General features: G+C 65.8%; 20 protein-coding genes, 1 tRNA gene and 1 pseudogene. 13 read left to right on the top strand and 9 right to left on the bottom strand.

Annotated features, from left to right (window positions below; translation table 11 throughout):
* Window positions 1–149 precede the first annotated feature (149 nt).
* The 5 genes from M2342_RS06240 to M2342_RS06220 form a co-directional block, all read right to left on the bottom strand.
* The gene (locus M2342_RS06240) at window positions 150–1,121 is read right to left on the bottom strand and encodes a beta-ketoacyl-ACP synthase III (RefSeq protein ID WP_319801055.1); all 972 of its coding nucleotides are present in this window, start codon (window positions 1,119–1,121) and stop codon (window positions 150–152) included.
* Entirely contained in the window at window positions 1,118–2,164 is a 1,047-nt protein-coding gene (gene plsX / locus M2342_RS06235; protein ID WP_264570884.1) for a phosphate acyltransferase PlsX, read from the bottom strand. Before plsX ends, M2342_RS06240 begins: the two co-directional genes overlap by 4 nt.
* Window positions 2,165–2,186: 22 nt before the next feature.
* On the bottom strand, window positions 2,187–2,366 hold the full coding sequence (gene rpmF, locus M2342_RS06230; protein WP_264570885.1) for a 50S ribosomal protein L32: 180 nt from the start codon (window positions 2,364–2,366) through the stop codon (window positions 2,187–2,189).
* 229 nt (window positions 2,367–2,595) lie between these two features.
* Window positions 2,596–3,273: an MBL fold metallo-hydrolase gene (locus tag M2342_RS06225; protein WP_319801083.1), complete on the bottom strand. Its 678-nt coding sequence runs from the start codon at window positions 3,271–3,273 to the stop codon at window positions 2,596–2,598.
* Window positions 3,274–3,331: 58 nt separating this feature from the next.
* A complete protein-coding gene (locus M2342_RS06220; RefSeq protein WP_264578452.1) occupies window positions 3,332–4,033 on the bottom strand; it encodes an NAD-dependent deacylase in 702 nt (233 codons plus the stop codon).
* A 41-nt stretch (window positions 4,034–4,074) separates the two neighbouring features.
* Between M2342_RS06220 and dapB the strand changes: the two genes are divergently transcribed.
* The 8 genes from dapB (at window position 4,075) to M2342_RS06180 (ending at window position 9,735) form a co-directional block, all read left to right on the top strand.
* Window positions 4,075–4,842, top strand: a complete 768-nt coding sequence (gene dapB, locus M2342_RS06215; RefSeq protein ID WP_264578451.1) for a 4-hydroxy-tetrahydrodipicolinate reductase — start codon at window positions 4,075–4,077, stop codon at window positions 4,840–4,842.
* A gap of 3 nt (window positions 4,843–4,845) precedes the next feature.
* Entirely contained in the window at window positions 4,846–5,502 is a 657-nt protein-coding gene (gene nth / locus M2342_RS06210) for an endonuclease III (protein WP_264578450.1), read from the top strand.
* Window positions 5,503–5,606: 104 nt separating this feature from the next.
* Window positions 5,607–5,873: a spike base protein, RCAP_Rcc01079 family gene (locus M2342_RS06205; protein WP_264578449.1), complete on the top strand. Its 267-nt coding sequence runs from the start codon at window positions 5,607–5,609 to the stop codon at window positions 5,871–5,873.
* Between the two features lie 128 nt (window positions 5,874–6,001).
* Window positions 6,002–8,395 (top strand): sialate O-acetylesterase, encoded by a 2,394-nt coding sequence (locus M2342_RS06200; protein ID WP_264578448.1) that lies wholly within the window; start codon window positions 6,002–6,004, stop codon window positions 8,393–8,395.
* On the top strand, window positions 8,392–8,655 hold the full coding sequence (locus tag M2342_RS06195) for a hypothetical protein (RefSeq protein WP_181560218.1): 264 nt from the start codon (window positions 8,392–8,394) through the stop codon (window positions 8,653–8,655). The genes M2342_RS06200 and M2342_RS06195 overlap by 4 nt, the downstream gene beginning before the upstream one ends.
* On the top strand, window positions 8,652–9,134 hold the full coding sequence (locus M2342_RS06190) for a lysozyme (protein WP_264578447.1): 483 nt from the start codon (window positions 8,652–8,654) through the stop codon (window positions 9,132–9,134). The genes M2342_RS06195 and M2342_RS06190 overlap by 4 nt, the downstream gene beginning before the upstream one ends.
* Entirely contained in the window at window positions 9,131–9,595 is a 465-nt protein-coding gene (locus M2342_RS06185) for a hypothetical protein (protein ID WP_264578446.1), read from the top strand. The genes M2342_RS06190 and M2342_RS06185 overlap by 4 nt, the downstream gene beginning before the upstream one ends.
* Window positions 9,596–9,660: 65 nt before the next feature.
* Window positions 9,661–9,735, top strand: a tRNA-Thr gene (locus M2342_RS06180).
* Between the two features lie 46 nt (window positions 9,736–9,781).
* Here the strand turns inward: M2342_RS06180 and M2342_RS06175 are convergent.
* Window positions 9,782–10,114: a hypothetical protein gene (locus tag M2342_RS06175; RefSeq protein ID WP_264578445.1), complete on the bottom strand. Its 333-nt coding sequence runs from the start codon at window positions 10,112–10,114 to the stop codon at window positions 9,782–9,784.
* A 468-nt stretch (window positions 10,115–10,582) separates the two neighbouring features.
* On the opposite strand from M2342_RS06175, the gene M2342_RS06170 reads away from it, so the two are divergent.
* Window positions 10,583–13,198: a glycosyl hydrolase 115 family protein gene (locus M2342_RS06170; RefSeq protein ID WP_264578444.1), complete on the top strand. Its 2,616-nt coding sequence runs from the start codon at window positions 10,583–10,585 to the stop codon at window positions 13,196–13,198.
* 58 nt (window positions 13,199–13,256) lie between these two features.
* On the opposite strand, the pseudogene M2342_RS17085 reads toward M2342_RS06170, so the two are convergent.
* A pseudogene (locus M2342_RS17085) lies at window positions 13,257–13,352 on the bottom strand (PEPxxWA-CTERM sorting domain-containing protein); the annotation flags it as partial.
* Window positions 13,353–14,044: 692 nt separating this feature from the next.
* On the opposite strand from M2342_RS17085, the gene M2342_RS06160 reads away from it, so the two are divergent.
* Genes M2342_RS06160 through M2342_RS06145 form a run of 4 tightly spaced genes read left to right on the top strand, consistent with a single transcriptional unit; the run spans window position 14,045 to window position 18,759 of the window.
* Window positions 14,045–15,487, top strand: coding sequence for an efflux transporter outer membrane subunit (locus M2342_RS06160; protein ID WP_264578442.1), 1,443 nt, complete (start codon window positions 14,045–14,047; stop codon window positions 15,485–15,487).
* 14 nt (window positions 15,488–15,501) lie between these two features.
* Window positions 15,502–16,848, top strand: coding sequence for an efflux RND transporter periplasmic adaptor subunit (locus M2342_RS06155; protein WP_264578441.1), 1,347 nt, complete (start codon window positions 15,502–15,504; stop codon window positions 16,846–16,848).
* Window positions 16,838–17,551, top strand: a complete 714-nt coding sequence (locus M2342_RS06150) for an ABC transporter ATP-binding protein (RefSeq protein ID WP_264570898.1) — start codon at window positions 16,838–16,840, stop codon at window positions 17,549–17,551. The genes M2342_RS06155 and M2342_RS06150 overlap by 11 nt, the downstream gene beginning before the upstream one ends.
* Complete coding sequence (locus M2342_RS06145) at window positions 17,551–18,759, top strand: ABC transporter permease (RefSeq protein WP_181560226.1); 1,209 nt, start codon at window positions 17,551–17,553, stop codon at window positions 18,757–18,759. Before M2342_RS06150 ends, M2342_RS06145 begins: the two co-directional genes overlap by 1 nt.
* Before the next feature lie 102 nt (window positions 18,760–18,861).
* On the opposite strand, the gene ligD is transcribed toward M2342_RS06145, so the two are convergent.
* Entirely contained in the window at window positions 18,862–21,387 is a 2,526-nt protein-coding gene (ligD, locus tag M2342_RS06140) for a DNA ligase D (RefSeq protein ID WP_264578440.1), read from the bottom strand.
* Window positions 21,387–21,890 carry an MgtC/SapB family protein gene (locus M2342_RS06135; protein ID WP_264578439.1) on the bottom strand — a complete coding sequence of 168 codons (504 nt, stop codon included), beginning with the start codon at window positions 21,888–21,890 and terminating at the stop codon, window positions 21,387–21,389. Before M2342_RS06135 ends, ligD begins: the two co-directional genes overlap by 1 nt.
* Between the last annotated feature and the right edge of the window lies 1 nt (window position 21,891).

Here is a 21,891-nt window from a genome sequence, read left to right as displayed (position 1 = left end):
CCAAATAACGAAACCAAGCGCGCCCTGTCCCCCAACAGGCCACATCGCCGTCTCTGCGGCAGAAACTCTTACAATGCAATCGGCAAGAATCGAAACAAGCCGCAGTTATTTCGCGATATTATTGAAAAATAAGATTATCAGAACACGGGCTAAAACCGCAGGGCGCTGGCGCCCCAGGTAAAGCCGCCGCCCATTGCTTCCAGCACGAGGAGATCGCCCCGCTTGATGCGCCCGTCCCGTACGGCGGTATCGAGCGCCAACGGGACCGACGCGGCCGAGGTGTTGGCATGCTGATCGACGGTGACGATCACCCGCTCTGCCTCCAGCCCGAGCTTGCGCGCCGTGGCATCGAGAATGCGGGCATTGGCCTGATGTGGGACCACCCAGTCGATATCCTCGACTGCGATATCGGCCGCCTCGAGCACTTCGCGGAGAACCTGCGCAAGGTTGACGACCGCGTGGCGGAAGACGTCCTGCCCCTTCATCCGCAACTTGCCGACCGTTCCGGTGGTCGAGACGCCGCCGTCGGTATGGAGCAGGCAGTTATGCCGGCCATCGGCGTGGAGGCGACTGGCGAGAATACCCCGCCCGGTCTCCTCATCGGTATCCTGCCCGCGCAGCAGCACGGCGCCCGCGCCGTCGCCGAACAGCACGCAGGTGCCGCGATCTTCCCAGTCGAGCAGCCGGCTCATCGTCTCCGAGCCGATCACCAGCGCGGTCTTTGCCGCGCCGCCACGGATCATGTTGTCCGCCACCGTCAGCGCGTACAGAAAGCCCGAGCACACGGCCGCCACATCGAACGCGACGCAATCATTGATGCCCAAACCGGTCTGAACGCGCGTGGCAGTCGCCGGAAACGTCTGATCGGGCGTCGTGGTCGCCAGAATGATGAGATCGACCTCGGTGGCCGGGACATTTGCGGCCTGCAGCGCCTTGCGCGCCGCCTCAACCGCGAGCGTGGAGGTCGTTTCGCCCTCCCCGGCCAAATGGCGAGCATGAATGCCGGTCCGCTCGACGATCCACTCGTCGCTCGTGTCCACTGTCTGCGCCAACTCATGATTGTCGACACGGCGCCGGGGCAGGGCGGACCCGGTCCCTTCGATCACGGACCGCAAGGTCATTTGGCGACCAGTTCCTCTTTTCCAATAGGCCCAACGCGGGCGATGTCCTGCGCGATGCGGGCACTCAGATCTTCCTCCACCAGCCGCGCGGCGACGTGGACGGCGTTGGCGATGCCCTTTTCGTCGGCACTGCCGTGGCTCTTCACCACCATGCCGTTGAGGCCGAGGAAGACGGCGCCATTATGATTGTTGGGATCAAGATGCACCTTTAGCAGGTGCAGCGCCGGCTTGGAGAGCAGGAAACCGGCCTTGGAGCGCAACGAGCTGGTAAAGGCACGGCGCAGCACGTCGGTTACGAACCGGGCGGTGCCTTCGGCCGTCTTGAGCGCGATATTGCCGGCAAAGCCCTCGGCGACGATCACATCCGCATCGCCCGAGCCGATCTTATCTCCCTCGATGAAGCCATCGAAGCGGAGCGGCAGGCCGATGCCCTTGCGAAGTACCGCAGCGGCATCGCGAATTTCGTCAGTGCCCTTCAAATCCTCGGTGCCGATGTTGAGCAGGCGCACGCGCGGCATCTCGAGATCGAGCACGACACGGGCATAAGCGGCGCCCATGACCGCGAATTCGACGAGATTGCGCGCGTCGCACTCGGTGTTCGCACCGAGATCGAGCATGACGACATCATTGTCGCCCAGCGTAGGCAGGAAGGCGGCCAAGGCGGGGCGGTCGATCCCCGGCAGCGTGCGCAGGGCGAGCTTGGCGATTGCCATCAGAGCGCCGGTATTCCCGGCGGAGACGGCAGCCTGCGCGTCGCCGTTCTTCACAGCCTGAATCGCCAAGCCCATGGAGCTCTGGCGGGACTGGCGGATCGCCTGACTGGGCTTGTCGCCCGCGTTCACCACCTTGTCGGTGTGAACGATTTCAGCGGCTTGCGAGAGATTGGGGTGGTTGGCGAGCGCGGCACGAATCCGCGTCTCATCACCAAAGAGCAGAAATTGCAGCCCTTCATGCCGACGACGCGCCAAGGCAACGCCCGCGATCATCACGCGGACGCCCTCGTCACCGCCCATCGCATCAATCGCGATCCGCGGCGTCTTCACAGCATGATTCCCCGGTCGGGCCTCAGGCGCCGATCGCGATGATTTCGCGGCCGTTATAGTGCCCGCAAGCGGTGCACAGATTGTGGGGGCGCTTCAGCTCACCACAATTGGGGCATTCCTGATAGGATTCCACGCGCAGCGAGTCATGGCTGCGACGCATGCCGCGCTTGGACGGCGAAGTTTTTCTCTTTGGGACAGCCATGAGGGCACCTGTCTAAAAAACGCAAAACATCAATAACGGGTTCGCTTGCCTGGCCGCCTGCAAAGGCGTCTTGGCGGCCACAGAGGACCGCGGCCAACCGAGAGCCGGGCGTTCGCGAGAGTGAGCGCCTATAGCGCTTTTTCCTGATGGTGCAACCGATTCATTGGACAAACTGGGCGCTTGCGGGACCAGACCGGACATTGGGTGATAGGAAGGCCGCATCGCGCCATCAGTCGCGCACGCCCGTGACGCTGTCGCCCACAAAGGGGTTACTGGCCCGCTCATGCGCAAAGCTGCTTGGCTGGCCATGGCCCGGCACGAAGATTGTCTCACCGCCCAGCGGCCAGAGCTTGCGCGTGATCGAGGCGATCAGATCCTCATGATTGCCAAGCGGAAAATCGGTGCGGCCGATGGAGCCCTGAAAGAGGACATCGCCTACAATGGCGAGCTTTGACGGGCCATGATGAAACACGACGTGACCCGGCGTGTGGCCGGGGCAATGGATGACATCCAGCACCAGCTCGCCGACGGTGACCGTGTCCCCATCGACCAGCCAGCGCGTCGGCTCGAACGGCTCGCCGGGTACGCCCCAGCGCTTGCCATCATCATCCAGCCGCGCGATCCAGAAGCGATCATCCTCATGGGGCCCCTCGATAGGCAGGTCCAATTCCTTGGCGAGCACGCCGGCCTGCCCGCAATGATCGATATGACCGTGCGTCACGAGCAGCTTCTCCAGCGTCACGCCGGCATCCGCCACCGCCTTTTTGAGCCGCGCCAGATCGCCGCCGGGATCGACCAGCGCGCCACGCATGGTTTTGGTGCACCAGATGAGCGAGCAATTCTGCTGGAGCGGCGTCACCGGGATCATCGCGGCGCGCATCGGAGGATTTTGTGGATCGGCAGTCATGCGGTCTGATCTGGCAGTCGAACCCGCCCGGCGCAAGGGTGGCGGAGCGCCGCGCCGTTCAGGACGCCAGCATCTCCTCGACCCATGCCGGCACGAGCTGGCTCGCCGGGCCGAGGCGGGATTCGTCGAACCAGGCACTGCCTTCTGACGGTTCGAGATTAAGCTCCAGCGTACGCACGCCATAGGCCTGTGCCATGCGGACGAACCCGGCGGCCGGATAGACAGCGCCCGACGTGCCGATGGACACGAACACATCGGCACGGGCCAGCGCCGCTTCGATCCGCGCCATCTGATAAGGCATCTCGCCGAAAAACACGATGTCGGGCCGCAGAGCGGGCGCGCCGCAGGTGGGGCACGCCGCGGCAGGCGGGAGAGGACCCGTCCACGGCAGACGGTAATCGCAGGCGGCGCACAGCGCGCTGTTCAACGCGCCATGCATATGGAGGAGGTTGCGCGAGCCGCCCCGCTCGTGGAGATCATCGACATTTTGCGTGACCAGCAGGAGCTCGCCGGGCCACGCAGCTTCCAACCGGGCCAGCGCCGCATGTGCGGGATTGGGCTCAACGCGCTCCAATGTGGCGCGACGCATATCATAGAAGCGATGGACCAATGCAGGATCGCGCGCCAGCGCTTCGGGCGTGCAGACATCCTCGATCCGATGCTGTGCCCACAGGCCATCTTCCGAGCGGAAGGTCTCCAGGCCGCTTTCTGCCGAGATGCCGGCGCCGGTGAGGATGACAAGTGCGTTTGAGTCTGGCATCGGCGCGATGAGACAGATTTGGGGCGAAGGACGCAAGCATCATGACGGCGATCGGCATCTTTGGCGCGCGGGGGCGCATGGGTCAGGCGATCGCGGGGGTTGCGGCGGATGCCGGGATTGCGGTGGCGGGCGGAACGGACAGTCAGCCGGGCGGGACCATCGGCGCAGAAGGCGCGGCGATCACCAGCGATGCGATGGGCCTTGCGGGCAGCGCCGACGTGCTGATCGACTTCTCGGTGCCCGGCGCGCTGCAGGCGCATCTCGATGCCTGCGTCGCGGCGGGGAAGCCGCTGCTGATTGGCACGACCGGCCTCGAAGCAGCGCATCACGCCGCCATCGACCGCGCGTCGGCGCACATCGCAGTGCTGCAGACGGGCAATACCTCGCTCGGCGTCAATCTGCTGGCTGCGCTCGTTCGGGAAGCGGCCGCGCGACTGGGCGACGATTGGGACATCGAAATTCTGGAGATGCATCATCGCCACAAGGTGGACGCTCCTTCCGGCACGGCGCTGCTGCTCGGCGAAGCGGCGGCGGCCGGGCGCGGGATCAGCCTTGCCGAGCATAGCGCGCGGGGGCGCGACGGGATCACCGGCGCGCGCAAGGCCGGCGACATCGGTTTTGCGGCGCTGCGGGGCGGATCGGTCGCGGGTGATCATCTTGTGGTGCTGGCCGCCGATCAGGAGCGGATCGAACTGGGTCACCGGGCCGAAAGTCGCATCATCTTCGCCCGTGGTGCGGTGAAGGCCGCGCAATGGCTGGTCGGCAAGGCGCCGGGACGCTATGCCATGGCGGATGTGCTGGGGCTGTAGGTCTTGAGCCGGCAGCGCATTCTCAACCGCGACCAGATTTTTACGCTGTTCTCGCGGCTGGCGGAGCATAATCCCGAGCCGCGCACCGAACTGGACTATGGCAATGATTTCCAGCTGCTGGTGGCCGTGGTCCTCTCCGCGCAGGCGACCGATGCGGGCGTCAACAAGGCGACGCGGCGGCTGTTCGAAACGGTGAAGACGCCGGCGGACATGGTGGCGCTCGGCGAGGAGGCGCTCAAGGAACACATCAAGACCATCGGCCTCTTCAACACCAAGGCCAAGAACGTCATCGCGCTCTCGCAGGCCTTGGTGGAGACCTACGGCGGCGAAGTGCCGCGCGACCGGGACGTGCTGACCACCCTGCCGGGCGTGGGGCGCAAGACAGCCAATGTGGTGATGAACACGGCGTTCGGCGAGGAAACCTTTGCGGTCGATACCCACATCTTCCGGGTCGGCAACCGCACTGGGCTGGCGCCGGGGAAGACCGTGCTCGCCGTCGAGACCGGACTGGAAAAGCGCGTCCCCCAGCCCTTCCGGCGCGATGCCCATCACTGGTTGATCCTGCATGGGCGCTATGTCTGCAAAGCCCGTAAGCCCGAATGCTGGCGCTGCATCATCAACGATGTGTGCCTGTTCAAGGACAAGACCCCAGCACCATGATTTTACCATATAGGTAAATTTAATCTGTCCTACAGCACCTCTCCGGTGGCTTAAGGGCGTTGCGGCGATTCGGCCGCAGCACTCGCCACAGGAAGGGCACGGACATGGCCGACCGCTTCGAAACCCAGATCGACTCCCTCACCCAGCCGGCGCGCGAGGCCTTTGCCATCACGCCGCACGCCACCAATGAAATCGACCCGCTGCCCAAGGCCATCTATGTCGGGACGGGCGGGACCATCACGCTGCGCGCGGCGGGCTCCAGCACGGACGTGGTGCTCAAGAACGTCGCGTCAGGGCAGATCCTTGACATTCGCGCCCGCTACATCCGGGCCAGCGGCACGACCGCGGCCGACATTGTGGGCCTTGCCTGATGGTCGGTCCCGGATTTGGATTCGGCGCTGCAGGGTCTGCGCGCCGCCATCGGCCCCTTGGCGCGTCTCCCACCCCCACGCCGACGCCTACACCAACCCCCGCCCCCAGTTGGACGAGCAGACCCGCCATGACCGGCGCCGCCAGCCCTCCGCGCGTCGGCGATATGCTCACCGCTCTGGGCGGCATCATCGTGAACGGCGCGGCGACGGGATGGCAGTGGCTGCGCGATGGCGTACCCATCGCAGGCGCCACCGCCAACAGCTATGTGCTGTCCGCAGCCGATACGGGATCGATGATCGGCCCGCGCGAGCTGGCGAACGGGGCCGGCGGCAGTGGGTCAGCCGATGCGGACCCCGTCGGGCCGGTCGCTGCGGCGCTCGTTGCCGCGAGTTACAGCGCTGGCTTCACGCTGGCGCAGTTCCCAAGCTACGAAGAGAAGCGGATTTACCAGCGCGCCACCGCAAGCGGCGGTGGCCAGGGCAAGGGCACCGGCACGATCCGCGTGCCGCTGTCCGGCACCGTCACCGCCGGCACGGTCGGCGTGCGCATCCGCTCGGCCGACGACGGGACGACGATCCTGCAGGGGCCATGGACCGCCAGCACGATCGCAAACGGCGCCACCTATGTCGACGTAACCGGCGTGGACGCGCGGCTTGGCTGGTTCTTCATCGATCTGAAGGGCGCGGATGGCGCCTGGCAGCTCGGCACCGTCAAGGTCGGCATGGGCATGCTGACCGGCTTTGCGGGTCAGTCGCTCACCGTGCGGATGCTGGGGCGACAGGCCACCGATTCGACGGCGACCTTCGCTTCGCTTGGGATCGCGCCGGATGCCAACAGCGCGGTGCTGGCGCGATATGTGGACGGCAACACCTACAATCCCGCCGCCGCCACCATGCCCTGGCAGACGCCGGCTGATTTGAGCAATAGCACCGGCCCCAATTCCGTCGGCGTCGGTGAATATCTCAATCGCATGGTCGCGCTGACCGGCGTCAACTGTGGCGTTGTCGGCCATGCCGTCGGCGGCACCACCATCGCCAGCTTCTTTAGCGGGCAGAGCAACTGGACGGCGCTCACCGAGGTGATGAACCGGGCCGGCAATGGCTTCGAGGCCTTTGTCTGGGGCCAGGGCCATACCGAGGCCCTCTATGGCATTCCACCCAAGGCTTATGGTCAGGCCCTGAGCACCCTCTTCAGCCAGCTGACCGCGCTCAACAGCCTGCCGTCCTTCGCCCGTCTCGTCTGGACCATCCCCTCCATGGGGCTGCTGCGGAGCTGGGGCACGCCGTGGCAAGTGAGCCGCATCCGCAAGGGCGCGCAGGACTGGTGCGCGGCCAGTGGTGCGACGTATGTCCACATGGACGATACGCTGATGAGCGGCGACGGCATCCACCAGACGCAGGCCGGCTCGCTGACCATGGCGCGGCATCTCTATCGCGCGCTGCGCAGTTCTTATGGCGCCAGCGCCGGGCTTGGCCCCGCGCCCCTCTCCGCCACCCGATCCGGCACCATAATCACGCTTACGCTGAGCAATGTCGGCCAGAGCGCGCTGGTGCTGAGCGGCACCCCGGGCAACCGCCTGTGGGTGTTCCCGCGCGGCCGGGTGAACCCGATGGCCAACAACGCGACCGATAATCGCTTCCCGATCGCCTCGGTCACCCCGGTGAACGCCACGACCCTCGCAATCACGCTCGCCAACGATCCCGGCCCCGGGCATGAGCTCGACCTCTGGGTCTACTTCCCGAGCGGCCCTGCCAATGCAGCGGCAGACACGATCCGCGATGACCGGACCGATGGAGACGGCATCACCACCGGACGCATCGTGCAGGGCAGCACGCTCCCCATCGCCATCGCGGCGCCGACACCGGGTGGCGCGATCAATGCCCCGCCGAGCGGCTTCATCGCGCCGATCAGCCCGCTCAGCATGGCCGAGACGAGCACGAGCTATGCCGCCAGCACCGGTGGCGCGGCGTTCGGCCAGCAGATGACGGGCGGCACCGCGCGCGGCAGTTACAGCCCGGTCTTCGCGCCGATTACCGTGGAGGGCTTCTTCACCTGCCCGGACCCGCTCCCGGGCGCGATCCAGGTCCTGTTCGGCGGGTTCGGAAGCAACGGCTCCCGCTTCGTCGCCATCGATGGCGCCGGCAAGCTGCGCGTATGGAGCGGCCTCACCGGCACCACCGTGCTGGCGCCGGGCAAGCGCTACCATGTCGCCTGCCAGGCCGGGCCGGGAGGGCTGGCGCTCTATGTGACCAACGTCACCGATGGCCTTCCCGGCACCCGCGAGAACTATGCCGCGTTCGGCGAGACGATCGTGCCGGCCCCCTCGGGCTATTCGCTCCGCAACCATAACGGCGAATACGGGCTCACCGGCGGCGCGCTGGATGAATGGGCGGTGTTCAACAGCGAGCGCTACAGTGGCACGAGCTACGCCTGCCCGAGCGGCCCATTCACCGGCGATGAACCAGACATCGTGGCGCTCTACCGCTGCGATGGCGATGCAAAAGATGCGGTGACAAGATGACCAGCCCGCAACTCGCGCGGAAGCTGGATCAACTGATCGGCAAGGTGGAGAGCCTTGCCGAGACGGTCGACCGGCAGGCGCAGGAAATCGGCCGCGCATCCGAGCGGCTGGCGCTGGTCGAACAGGACACCAAGCGGACCATGGAAGTGATCGAAGCCTGGCGCGCGGCGAAGCTCTGGCTGCGCTGGAGCCGATGGGTGGCGGGTTTCATCGCCTCGATGATCGCCGCGTTCGCGGCCTTCAAGGGCTTGAGCAAATGAACGCGCGGGACACGCTGCTGGGCGGCGCGGTCGGCAGCGCTTTCGTCGGTCTCGCCATCATGATCGCGGCACCCTTCATCGCGCGATGGGAAGGCACTCGGACCGACCCTTATCGCGACATCGCCGGCATTTGGACGGTCTGCGCCGGCGAGACCCGCGTACCGATGCGGCGTTACACGCCCACCGAATGCGCGGCGATACTGGATCGAACGCTGGCCGCCGACTGGGCGCCCGCAGTGCTGCGCGCCGTGCCAGCGCTCAAGGATCGGCCCTATCAGTTCGCGGCCGCCATCTCGCTCACCTACAATATTGGCGAGGCGGCCTTTGCGCGCTCGACAGTCGCGCGGCGGTTCAATGCGGGCGATTGGCCCGGCGGCTGCGATGCGTTCCGGCTCTGGGTGATGGTCGATGGGCGGCGTGTGCAGGGGCTGGTCAACCGGCGGGAGGCAGAGCGCCGGCTCTGCCTGACCAACCTGTGACGCTGCAAGGATGGCCCACCGCCACCGGCGGGCTCGCCCTCGCTCTTATCCTCGCGCTGGCATGGGGGATGCGGGTCGACCATCTGCGTGCGCGCCATGCCGCCGCACTCGCACAGGCTCGTCAGGATTATCGCGCCGCCCAGGCCAAGGCGCAGGCGGATTTCGACGCGCAGGTCGCCGCGCTGCGCGTCCACAACAGGAGGCTCAACGATGCTGCCGAACAGAAGAGCGAAGCTCTCACCCTTGCCTATCGTGATCGCGTTGTGCGGCTGCCAGCCGCGCCCGCTGCCTGTGCTTCCCATCGCCCCGGCCTGCCCGCGCCCGGCGATACCCAGCCTGTTGACCGATCCGGTCGCGATCCCATCCTTCTTGACCGCGCCGACGCGCTGATCTGCGCGGTCAATACTGCCCGTCTGGAGGCGGCGCGCGCCTGGGCGCTGGAGATGCAGACCGGGCCGTGACCTTGCGGCCGAGCCGCATTGCGGATTGACCCCCGCGCGGCGAAATCATAGGGAGTTGCGACCTTGCCGGATTAGCACAGTGGTAGTGCAGCGGTTTTGTAAACCGAAGGTCGCGGGTTCAAATCCTGCATCCGGCACCATTTCCTCACGAATGTGAGGGTGGTTGTGACCTCGCCCTATTTCGCCTCAAAGCGCGCCGATGGATGTCCGGCGATCGTCGAGAGCATTCAGGTCGGCGCTCAGGTGCATTGCATCCGAGCGCTCATCGGGATGAAAACTGCGCGACAGTCCGGCAAAAACGCGCCGCTGTTGCACTTGATTGAGATGCGCGTCTGCAGTTGTGTTGGGAACCTCGAGCATTGTCTCGCCAGCCCACTTATAGCCGGCAATTCCGTCCATCAATCGAACGACGGAGTCCCTCAGCGAGCCGGACGCCTGGAGCGCATCGCCCACTGGATTGGCATAAGAGACGGGACTCATGGAACGGCGACGCCAACCGACAATCACATCTTTGATCACGTAAAGTCCCCCGTCGACGCCCCGAAGCATTTACAGGCCGGTGCAACCTTCTGCTCCTTAGAGCGTTTACACCCTTTTTTGAGCGGAGCAATTGCCATCCGCGTAGGGAAAACCGTGCGCCGAGCGGCGTCGCGGCCTCTCGATTTGAAGCAAAATATGGATCGTTTGGCGCCTCGATGGAGAGTTCCCTGCGCTAACGGCGTCGAGCGCTGAAGCCCAAGCCCAGCCAGAATGGCGGAAATCCTGGCATATGGCCCGCTCCGACCGCGCGAGCGTCCGGGCGTCATGCCCAGTTGATGACCGCAGAAGCACTGCCACCGGCATGCCTCTGGTCAACTGAAAATCGTATTAAAACGGCACGGTGCATTTGACAGCCGGCTCGACTATTTGCACTTTAATTTGTCGGAGTAAATCGCGTGATGGTGCGCTGAGGCGTCGCAGACAGGCGAAGAGTGAAGGGAGCGGATCATGCGCGAGCACGCGGCCAGCGGAGTCACGCGGCGACGGCTGATGGGGGGCGCGGCTGCCGGGACGCTCGCTTTGCTCGGTTCACCACTCGCCGCGCGCGCCGGGGCGCTGGGATTGGGAGCGCGAGCGCCCTTCCCCCTGATCCGCAGCGGCGTGCCGGCTGCGGTGATAATCGATAGCAAGGCCGACAGTGCGGTGGGGCATGTCGCCACGCGATTCGCGGAAGATCTTGGGCGGGTGTGCGGCACGGCTGCGCGCGTGTCGAAAGGCTATGGGAGCGCGCCTTCCGGCGTGGCTGTCATCATCGGCGTGCTGGGCCAAAGCCGGCTGATCGACGGTCTGATCGCCGCCGGGAAGATCGACGTGGGCGATCTTGCGGGAGCCTGGGAAGCCTTTCGGCGAATCGTCGTGGATCATCCGGCCGAGGGGATCGAGCGCGCGCTGGTGATCGTGGGGTCGGATCGGCGCGGCGCCGTGTTCGGCACCTATGATGTCTCCGAACAGATCGGCGTCTCGCCATGGCACTGGTTTGCCGATGTGCCGGTCACGCGGCGGCGGGATGTATCGATCTCCGCCACGCCAGTGCGGGATCAGCCCAAGGTGCGCTACCGTGGGTTCTTCATCAACGACGAGGCACCCTGCCTGAGCAGTTGGGCGGAAAAGACATTCGGTGGCTTCAATGCCGCGATGTACGCCCATGTCTTCGAGCTGCTGCTGCGCTTGAAGGGCAATTATCTCTGGCCGGCGATGTGGGCGCCGCGCGCTTTCGCCGCCGACGACCCGCAGAACATGATCCTTGCCGATGAAATGGGCGTGGTGATGGGCAATTCCCACCACGAGCCGATGCTCCGGGCGCAGGACGAGTGGCACCGCAATCCTGAAGGCGGCGTGACCGGCGGACGCTGGGATTACACGACCAACGCCGACAACCTGCGCGAATTCTGGCGCGGCGGGATCACCCGCATGATGTCGAAAGGGAATGGCGGGCGCTATGAGTCCGTCGTCACCATCGGGATGCGCGGCGATGGCGATGAGGCGATGGCGGAAGGCACCGCGATCCCGCTGCTCGAACAGATCGTGACGGACCAGCGCGCCATCATCGCCCAGGTGACCGGCCAGAGCGCGGACAAGACCCCGCAGGTCTGGGCGCTCTACAAGGAAGTGCAGGATTATTACGATCACGGCATGCAGGTGCCCGACGATGTCATCCTGCTGTTCGCGGACGATAATTGGGGCCAGATCCGCCGCCTGCCACATCCGGCCGCGAGGCCGCGCAGCGGCGGCCATGGCGTCTATCATCACTTCGATTATGTGGGTGTGCCGCGCAACTATAAGTGGCTGAACACCAACCAGATCGAGAAGGTCTGGCAGCAGATGGACCTGGCCTGGCAGCGCGACGCCCGGGCAATGTGGATCGTCAATGTCGGCGACATCAAGCCCATGGAATATCCGCTCAGCTTCTTTCTGACGATGGCCTGGAATCCCGAGGCTATGACCCCGCACGCACTGGCGGCCTATCCGGCACGCTGGGCAGCGGCGACATTCGGCCCCGAAGAAGCCGAGGCGATCGGCGCGATGATGACGGCCTACAGCCAATATGCCGCGCGACGGAAACCCGAACTGATCGATCAGGACAGCTTCCCGCTGGGCGCAGTCACGCCGCAGGCGCTGGAGGGGGGCGTGTTCGGCGCACGGGTTGCCGAGTGGGATGCGCTCGAACGCCGGATGCTCGCCACACGGGCGAAGCTGCGGCCTGCGCAGCACGACGCTTACGATCAACTCCTCGCCTACCCGATCAGCGCGATGGCCAATCTGTACCGGCTCTATTATGGCGCGGCGTGGAACAAGCGGCTGGCGCAGGACAATGACCCGCGCGCCAACTATTTCGCGGACATGGTGGAAACGAGCTACAAGCGCGATGCCGATCTGACGGCGCACTATCATACACTCAATGGTGGCAAGTGGGATGGCATGATGGCGCAGGTGCACATCGGCTATGTCATCTGGCAGCAGCCGACCCAACAGAGCATGCCCAGCATATCGCGGGTCGGCGATGGCACGACGAAGGGCACGCCCGTGTTCGTCGCACCCCGCCCTGCAGACCCCCGCGTCATCACCATCGCCGCGAGCGACTTCGCCCGCGCGCGCCATGCCAAGGGCCTGCGCTGGACCCCCATCGCCCATCTCGGTCAGGGCGGCAGTGCTATGGTGGCCCTGCCGCAAGGTCGTCCCGCGACCACCCCGGCCGACGGGGTCGCGCTCGATTATGAGGTGGACGTCCCCCAGGCCGGGACCGGTCAGATCACCGCCCACCTGGTCCCCACGCTGGGTACGATGGGACAGGCCGGAGTCGCGCTCGGCGTGTCTCTGGACGATGGCCCAGTCACGGTCTTGCGGGCCGTGCTGGAGCCGACGGGCGGCGCACAGGACACGTCCGCCAAGCAGCGCTGGGCCGAGGCTGTCATCGACAACAGCGTACGCCTGACCGCCGATCTCGGCCCGATTGAGGCCGGGCGGCACCGGATCAGCATTTGGCGGATGGACGACAATGTCGTGCTGGAAAAGCTGGTGCTAACCATCGCTGGCGGAGAGGGCCGCGCGCCTGCTCCTGCATGACCCATGAAAAAGGGCCGGAAGTCCGGCCCTCTCGTCACCTCGCCGCGGACAAAACCGGTCAGCCGAAGCTGACCGACACCTTGCGGCGGCGCATCATAAGACCCACCAGCGCCAGACCGCCGAGCATCAGCGCCCAGGTCGCAGGCTCAGGAATGGGATTGGAGGCCGGCGGCGTCACAGGCGGATTATAGGCCGCCTCGCTCACCTGCACATAGCCGCCGAACCAGTCGCCCCAGCAATCGGGGCAGGTGTAGTTCGCCTTGAACTGCAGGGTTACCGACCCGGCATCGGCAAAGCCGGAGCCGATCAGCGCGTTGCTCCAGCCCGGCGTCAGATTGCTGGCGATGCTCGTGCCGTTGAGCAAAATGTCCGTGAACTGGAATTTCGGCGAACCGCTCAGAAACAGATCCACCTTGCTGTAGGTGGGCAGATTGAACGTGAATGTCTGGTCCACCGTCGAGAATTGGGAGACCTGGACGCCCCAATAATCGATGCCGGCCCACTGGCCTGCTGGGTTGTTGATCCCGTCGGTAATGGTCGAGGTCGCCAAAGCGGGGACCGACACCAAAGACAATGCGAGCGCCGCAGCGCCAAGCCTCACGTTCATCATGCTGTTCTCTCGAAGAAGATCGGGCTCCGTCCTGGTGCGTCGCTATCGACGATCCGGCCCTGTTGCAGCCATGATAATCGACGCGCATTCACCGAACAACTTCCTTAACCATCAATATCTTAAGGAATGGATAAGGCCTCTCCGCGCAGCGTTCCGTAGCGGCAATCCACCCGTTCGGTATAATTTGTGACAATTTGCGGCTGGACGAAAAATGCGCGCTCACCCATTCATCGGGCATGAACCGCGCATTCCTGCTGCTATCGGGCATCGTCCTGCTGCCATCCTGCACCATGGCTCCCGCTTATGAGCCGAAAAGCGCCTCCGCTCTGGGGGTGCCCGATCAGTGGTCCGTGCCGGCAACGCCGGACCGGGCGGACCTGACCCGCTGGTGGCTGAGCTTCGATGATCCGGTGCTGGGCCAGTTGGTGGAGCAGGCCGCGCAATCCAACCTCGACCTCGCACAGGCGACGGCGCGGCTGCGGCAGGCGCGCGAGGCGCTGGTGGTCAGCCGCTCGAGCCTCCTGCCCTCGGCCAGTGGCTCGGCCGGTTACCGCCGGACCGAGCCGCTGCGGGGCGGCGACAGGACGACGACGCTGCCGGACGGCTCGGTCGTGACCGTTGGCGACGGCGGCACCGACAGCTTCTCGCTGGGGCTAGACGCCAGCTACCAGCTCGATCTCTTCGGCGGCGTGCGCAGCTCCGTGGCGGCCAGCCGGGCGCAATATGAAGGCGCGGGCTTCGATTATGCGACCGTGCTGCTCTCGGTGCAGAGCGAGGTCGCGCGCAATTATGTGCTGGCGCGTGCCTATCAGGCGCAGATCGAGAATGCGCGGTCGAGCCTGGCGATTCAGGACGATAATCTGGAGATCGCCGGCTTCCGCGTGCAGGCCGGGCTGGCCTCATCGCTGGATGCGGAGCAAGCGCGGGCAAGCCGGGCACAGACTGCCGCCAGCCTGCCACAGATCGAGCAGCAGTATAATGCCGCCGTCTCCCGCATCGGCGTGTTGACCGGGCAGGCACCCGGCGCGCTCAAGGAGATGCTGGCAGCGCCCAAGCCTATCCCCCGCGGACCGGAGGAGATCGCCGCCGGCATCCCCGCCGACGTGCTGCGCCAGCGCCCCGACGTGCGCGCCGCCGAGCGCAACCTCGCCGCCACCACCGCGCAGATCGGCGTCTCGCGCGCCCAGCTTTTCCCGGCACTCAGCATTGGCGGTAGCCTGAGCGCGGGCGCCACCAGCCTCGGCAGCGTGCTCGATACAATCACCGGCAGCCTGTTCGCGAGCCTCAGCCAGCTCATTTTCGATGGTGGCCGCACCAGCGCGCAGATCCGCTCCGCGCAGGCCGGTGCGGAAGGCGCCTTCGCCAGCTATCGGTCGACCGTGCTGACCGCGCTGGAAGATGTCGAGAACGCGCTGGTTGCGCTGCGCACCGCCGGTGAGCGGGAACGACAGTTCGCCATCGCCTTCGATGCGGCCAACACCTCCGCCTTGCTCGCACGCGACCAGTATCGCACCGGCCTCACTGACTTCACCACGCTCAACACGCAGGAAGCCTCGCTCATCTCGGCCCGCAACGGCCTGGTGCAGGCCCGCGCCGACAAGGCAACCGCCCTGATCGCTCTTTACACCTCACTGGGTGGCGGGTGGGATTCCACCGTCACGCCGACCGCGCCTCAATGACCGGAAGCACAAGCATGGCAGATCAGCAACTCGATGATTTTCTCGGCGTGAAGCCGCAGCCGGCCTGGCGTCGCCATTTCAAATGGGTCGCCATCGTCGCCGGCGCGCTGCTGCTCATTCTGCTCGCCTGGCGCTTCTTCGGCAGCGCGGAGGCACCCGGCTATGTGACCGCGCCCGTTCAGCGCAGCCACCTCGTCACCACTGTCTCGGCGACCGGCAAGCTGGCGCCGACCAATCAGGTGACGGTCGGCTCGCAGCTTTCCGGCCTGGTGGTGCGCGTGCTGGTGGACGTGAACGACCGCGTGACGCAGGGCCAGCCACTGGCCGAAATCGACCCCGAGCAGATCGAGGATCAGATTCGTCAGGGCCGCGCCCAGCTTGCCGCCAATCAGGCTCAGGTAGCCCAGGCCAAGGCAACCCTCTCCGAATCGCAGGCGCAGCTTGCCCGGCTGGAAGAGGTCGCCCGACTCTCAGGCGGACGTGTCCCGTCCAAGACCGAGCTGCAGACCGGACGCGCCAATGTGCAGCGCGCACAGGCCGCGCTGCGGGTGGCCGAGGCCAATGTCGTCGCCAGCCAGGCCGCTCTCTCGCAGAACCAGACCCAGCGCGCCCGCGCGATCATCCGCTCGCCCGTGGCGGGCGTCGTGCTCGCCCGTCAGGTCGACCCCGGCCAGACCGTCGCGGCCTCGTTCAACACGCCGACCTTGTTCGTGATCGCCGAGGATCTCTCCAAGATGAAGCTGGAAGTCGCCATTGACGAGGCCGACGTCGGCACGGTCAAGGAGGGCCAGAAGGCGACGTTCATCGTGGATGCCTTCCCTGAGCGGACCTTCCCGGCCGTCATCACCCGCGTCGACATCGGCTCCAATCTCTCGGCCAGCGCGGCCAGCGCCTCCTCGACGTCGAGCACGTCCACGAGCGGCACCACGGGTCAGGTTGTCTCCTATGCCGCCGACCTCAGCGTCGATAACGAAAAGCTTGACCTGCGCCCCGGCATGACCGCGACGGCGGACATCGTCACGTCCGACAAGAAGGATGTGCTGCTGGTGCCCAACGCGGCGCTGCGCTTCTCCCCGCAGGCGCCGGGCGGCAGCCAGGCCGGCGGCGGGCAGTCCGGCATCACCGGCGCGCTCTCGATGGGGCCGCGCCGCAGGGGCGGCGGCAATGACCGCAGCGTCACCGTGGGTCGCGGCGCGCAGCAGCAGGTCTATGTGCTGGGCGACGACGGCAAGCCGAAAGCGGTGCAGATCACCACCGGCGACACCGACGGCTTCCATACCGAAGTGCTTTCCGGCGACCTCAAGCCGGGCATGAACGTCATCACCAGTCAGCTCAGCGGGGCCGCCAGCAGTGGCCGATAACGCCTTCATTTCCCTGCGCGGCATCACCAAGGTCTATGGCGAGGGCGCGACCGCGTTCCAGGCGCTCAAGGGCGTCGACCTCGACGTTGCGCAGGGCGATTTCGTGGCGGTCATGGGCCCGTCCGGCTCCGGCAAGTCGACGGCGATGAACATCCTCGGCTGCCTCGATGTGCCGACCTCGGGCGCCTTCATGTTCAAGGGCGTGCATGTCGAGACGCTGGACCGGGATCAACGGGCACTGCTGCGCCGCAAATATCTCGGCTTCGTCTTTCAGGGCTTCAACCTGCTGGCGCGCACGACGGCGCTCGAAAATGTCGAGCTGCCCCTGCTCTACCGCGGCGATGCCAAGGATGCGCGGCGGGAGGCGGCAATGAGCGCGCTCGAGAAGGTCGGGCTGGATAAATGGTGGGACCATACGCCCGCCGAACTCTCCGGCGGCCAGCAACAGCGCGTCGCCATCGCGCGCGCGATCGTCACCAATCCCGATGTGCTGCTCGCCGACGAGCCCACCGGAAATCTCGATAGCGAGCGCTCGGTGGAGATCATGGAACTGCTGAGCGGCCTCAATCGCGATGCGGGCATCACCGTGCTCATGGTGACGCACGAGCCGGACATGGCCGAGTTCGCCCGCACCATCGTGCATTTCAAGGACGGGCTGGTCGATCGCATCGAACAGGGCGCAGGCAAAAGGGCGATGCACTGATGCTGGGCACCACCTTCCTCCTCGCGCTGCGCTCGATCCTGCGGCACAAGCTGCGCTCCTTTCTGACGACGCTGGGCATCATCATCGGCGTGGCGGCGGTCGTCACCATGGTGACGCTGGGCAAGGCGACGACAGCCGCCGTGCAGCAGCAGATCGCGGCGCTCGGCACCAACATCCTGCAGGTGCGGCCCGGCCAGGGCTTCGGCCGGGGTGGCGGCGGGCCGCGTCCGCCCGAGTTCGAACCCTCGGACGTGACGGCCATCCAGCAGCAGGTCGCCGGGGTCACGGCCGTCGCCCCACAGGCGCAGGCCAGCGCGACGGCGATCTATGAGGGCGCCAACTGGTCGACGACGATCAACGGCACGACGATGGATTATTTCAAGGTGCAGCCATGGCCGCTGAGCGCCGGGCGCATGTTTACCCCCGCGGAGGAAACCGCCGGCAAGGCCGTGTGCATCATCGGCTCGACCGTGCAGCGCAACCTCTTCCGGGGCGACGATGCCATCGGCAAGCGCTTCCGCATTGGCGATGTCAGCTGCGACATCGTCGGCACGCTGAGCACGCGCGGACAGGCCGGCTTCGGCGGCGATCAGGACGATGTCGTCATCATGCCGATCAAGACCGTGCAGCGGCGCTTTACCGGGACGACGGATATCCGGCTGCTGATGGTGGGCGTCGATCAGGCCTATTCGACCCAGCAGGTGCAGGCCTCCCTCACCGACCTGCTGCGGGACCGGCGGAAGATCACCGGCGGCAAGGAAGATGACTTCAACATTTTCGACACCCGCCAGATTTCCGACACGCTGACCGGCACAACCACACTGCTGACGCGAATCGTCGCAGCAGTGGCGGGCATCAGCCTTGTAGTCGGCGGCATCGGCATCATGAACATCATGCTCGTCTCCGTGACGGAACGGACCCGCGAAATCGGCATCCGCCTCGCCATCGGCGCGGTGCAGCGCGAGGTGCTGCTGCAGTTTCTTGTGGAGGCGGTGGTGCTCTCCTGCCTCGGCGGCGCGATCGGCCTGCTATTGGCGCAGATCGCCATCGCCGTGGCGACGCCCTTGATGCAGGTGCCGTGGACGTTCGACGCGCAGATCAACGTCTTTGCCTTCTGCATTTCAGCGCTGATCGGGGTGGTGTTCGGCTTCTTCCCCGCCCGGCGGGCGGCGGCCCTGAACCCCATCGACGCGCTCCGGCACGAATAGGGGGTCTAATTCTCCCCCCGTTCGTGTCGAGCGTAGTCGAGACACGCCAGCGCTGTCCTAACGTGTCTCGACTTCGCTCGACACGAGCGGGCAGGCAAAGGCTCACAATTCCGGCAAGCCCTGCGCCATCAATCCCCAGCCCCGCAGCGACTTGTCCCGTGACCGCTCGATTAAGGCCTCCGCATCCGCGATGCTGAACGGATGCGCATCCTTCGCATCCTCCAGCTCCTCCCAGCTGATCGGCACCGCAACCGGCGCGCCAGCACGGGCGCGCGCGGAATAGGGCACCACCGCCGTGCCGCCCCGCTGGTTGCGCAGATAATCGATGAAGATGCGCCCCTTGCGCTTGGCCTTGCTCATCGTGGCGACGAAGCGCTCCGGCTCAGCCATGCTCATCGCCTCTGCGAAGCGATGCGAGAAATCCTTGTGCGTGTCCCAATCATGCCCCGGCGTGAGCGGAACGACCACATGCACGCCCTTGCCTCCGGACAGCATGGCGAAGCTGACCAGCCCGATATCCTCCAACCGCCGGCGGATATCCCGGGCCGCGCGGATGATCTCGGAGAAATCCAGCGCCTCATCGGGATCGAGATCGAAGATCATCTTGTCAGGATGCTCGACATCGCTGGCCCGCGCGGCCCAGCCGTGAAACTCGATGGTCCCCATCTGCACACAGGCGAGCAGGCCCTCAGCGTCCTGCACGTAGAGATAATCCTCCGTGCCGCCATCCTTCTCGCGGATGGGCACATGATGCACATGGGCACCGAACGAGCCGCTATCATGCTTCTGGAAAAAGCACTGCTTCGCCCGGCCCTGAGGGCAGCGCACGAGGCTGATCGGCCGGTCCGAGACGAAAGGCAGCATGAGCGGCGCGATCGCCGCATAATAATCGGCCAGATCGCCCTTGGTCTGCCCGCTCTCGGGGAAGATCACACGCTCCCGGTTGGAGATCGGCACGTCGCTCTTCGCCTTGGGTGCGGGGGCCTTCTTTTCGGGCGTCACGGCGGTCGCATCCTTGTCGCTGCGCAGCCCCAGGAAGCTGCCATGCCGAACTCGGCCGTCGCCGGTGAATTCCGCAAAGGCCACCTCGGCCACTAGGTCCGGCTTGATCCACTGCGCGCCGCGTGCCTCGGCCCGGGGCACCTCCGCCGCCGGGGTCTTGCGCGCGCGCGTGGCGAAGCGGGCCGCGAGATCGTCCATCGTCGCCGCATCGAAGCCGGTGCCGACCTTGCCTTTGTAGACCAACTCCTCCCCTTCCCGCTGGCCCAGCAAAAGCGAGGCAAACGGGCGCCCCTTGGCGCTGCTGCGGGTCCAGCCGATCAGCACGAACTCCTGCCGCAGCGTACATTTGACCTTGAGCCAATTGCGGGTCCGCGCGCCGCGATAGGGCGCGTCGATGCGCTTGGAGATGATCCCCTCACCACCCGCTTTACACATGGCCGTAAACAGCTTCTCGCCCGCGCCTATGACATGATCGGCGACATGAAGCGGCGCCTGTGCCGCGTGGAGCAGCGATTCCAGCCGCTCCTTGCGCTCGATGTTCGAACTGCCGCGCAGGTCCGCGCCATCGAGGCTCAGCAGATCGAAGGCGAAGAGGCTCAGCGCGGCTTTGCCCTCACCCTTCAATGCGGCCTGCAACGTCGAGAAATCGGGATTGCCACCCTTGCCCAGCGCCACGATCTCGCCATCGATCAACGCGGGCGGCAGATCCAGCGCGGCCAAGGCGTCGGCAATGGGCTGAAACTTGTCCGTCCAGTCGAGGCCGCTGCGCGTAAAGAGCCGTACATCCGCCCCGTTGACGGCTGCGAGTGCACGATAGCCGTCGAACTTGATCTCGTGCATCCACTCATTACCCGTTGGCACCGCGTCAACCAGGGTCGCCAGTTGCACGGACTGGAAATCCGGCCGCTTGGCTTTCGACTGAGCTTTCGACGTACGGCGTGCTGGCGCCGCCGCCTTCTTGGCAGCCTTGTCATTATGCGCTGCGGCGGCCTCCATCGCTTGGGTGAAGGCCTTGCCTTTCTTGCCGGCCAGCGACTGCGCGCCTGCCGTATCCGCCGCGATCTCCGCCATGGTGCGGTCGGTGAGCACGGATGTCAGTGATTGCTCCACCAGCACGTCGCCGTTGCCGGCGAAGGCGTCGTCGATCTTGCGCAGCAGCCAGTTCTCGCGCTTTTCGCCGGGGCGCGGCTTCATCCGCACCAGCAGCCATTCGCCCTTCATGCGCTCGCCTTCCAGCCGGAAATGGAGATGGCCCTTCTCGATATCCTTGGCGCTCTTGCCTTCCACCGGCGCCCAGCTTCCCTTGTCCCACAGCATCACCGTGCCGCCGCCATATTCACCCTTGGGGATGATCCCCTCGAACGTCGCGTAGGAGAGCGGATGATCCTCCGTCCGCACGGCGAGGCGCTTGTCGTCCGGGTCCACGCTCGGCCCCTTGGTCACGGCCCAGCTCTTGAGCACGCCATCCACTTCCAGCCGGAAGTCCCAGTGCAGCCGCGTCGCATCATGCTTTTGCACGATGAACAAATTGCCGCCGGGGCTGCGCTCCTGCTTGCCTGCCGGCTCGGGCGTGCGCGAGAAATCGCGCTTGGCGTCATAATCGGCAAGGGGGCTCTTGCGGGGCATCAGCTCTTTTCCTCTTCCTTGTCGGATGCCCTCTCTGCGAGGCGAGGCTCGATCCAGCGCCGCTCCACCAGCCGCAGAAAGGTCAGCATCACCACCGACACGATGCTCGCCACCAAAACCAGCGGCCACTGCGCCGCACCGCACGCGATGCCCACCACGGTCGCCAGCCAGATGTGCGCCGCGGTGGTGAGATTATGGACCTCGCCCTTGCTGAAGACGATGAGGCCTGCCGCAATGATGCCGACGAACGTCCCCGTCGCCTCAAAGATGCGCAGCGGGTCCATGCCCGACTGGCCGGTCGCCAGCTGGCGATAGAGCGAGATCGAGCTTACCGTCATCACCGCCGCGCTGAAGCAGATGAGGCCATGAGTGCGGAGTCCGGCAGCGTGTCCGCGCAATTCCCGGTCCAGCCCCAGAGCCAATCCCAGCAGGGCCGCGATGCCCAGCCGCAGCATCACCTCCCCATCGACCCAATGCAGCGGCGTTCCGGGGTTGAGATCCATG

It is taken from the genome of Sphingobium sp. B8D3A, from assembly GCF_025961995.1.
GTDB lineage: Bacteria > Pseudomonadota > Alphaproteobacteria > Sphingomonadales > Sphingomonadaceae > Sphingobium.
This window is presented reverse-complemented; position numbering and strand designations above follow the sequence as displayed.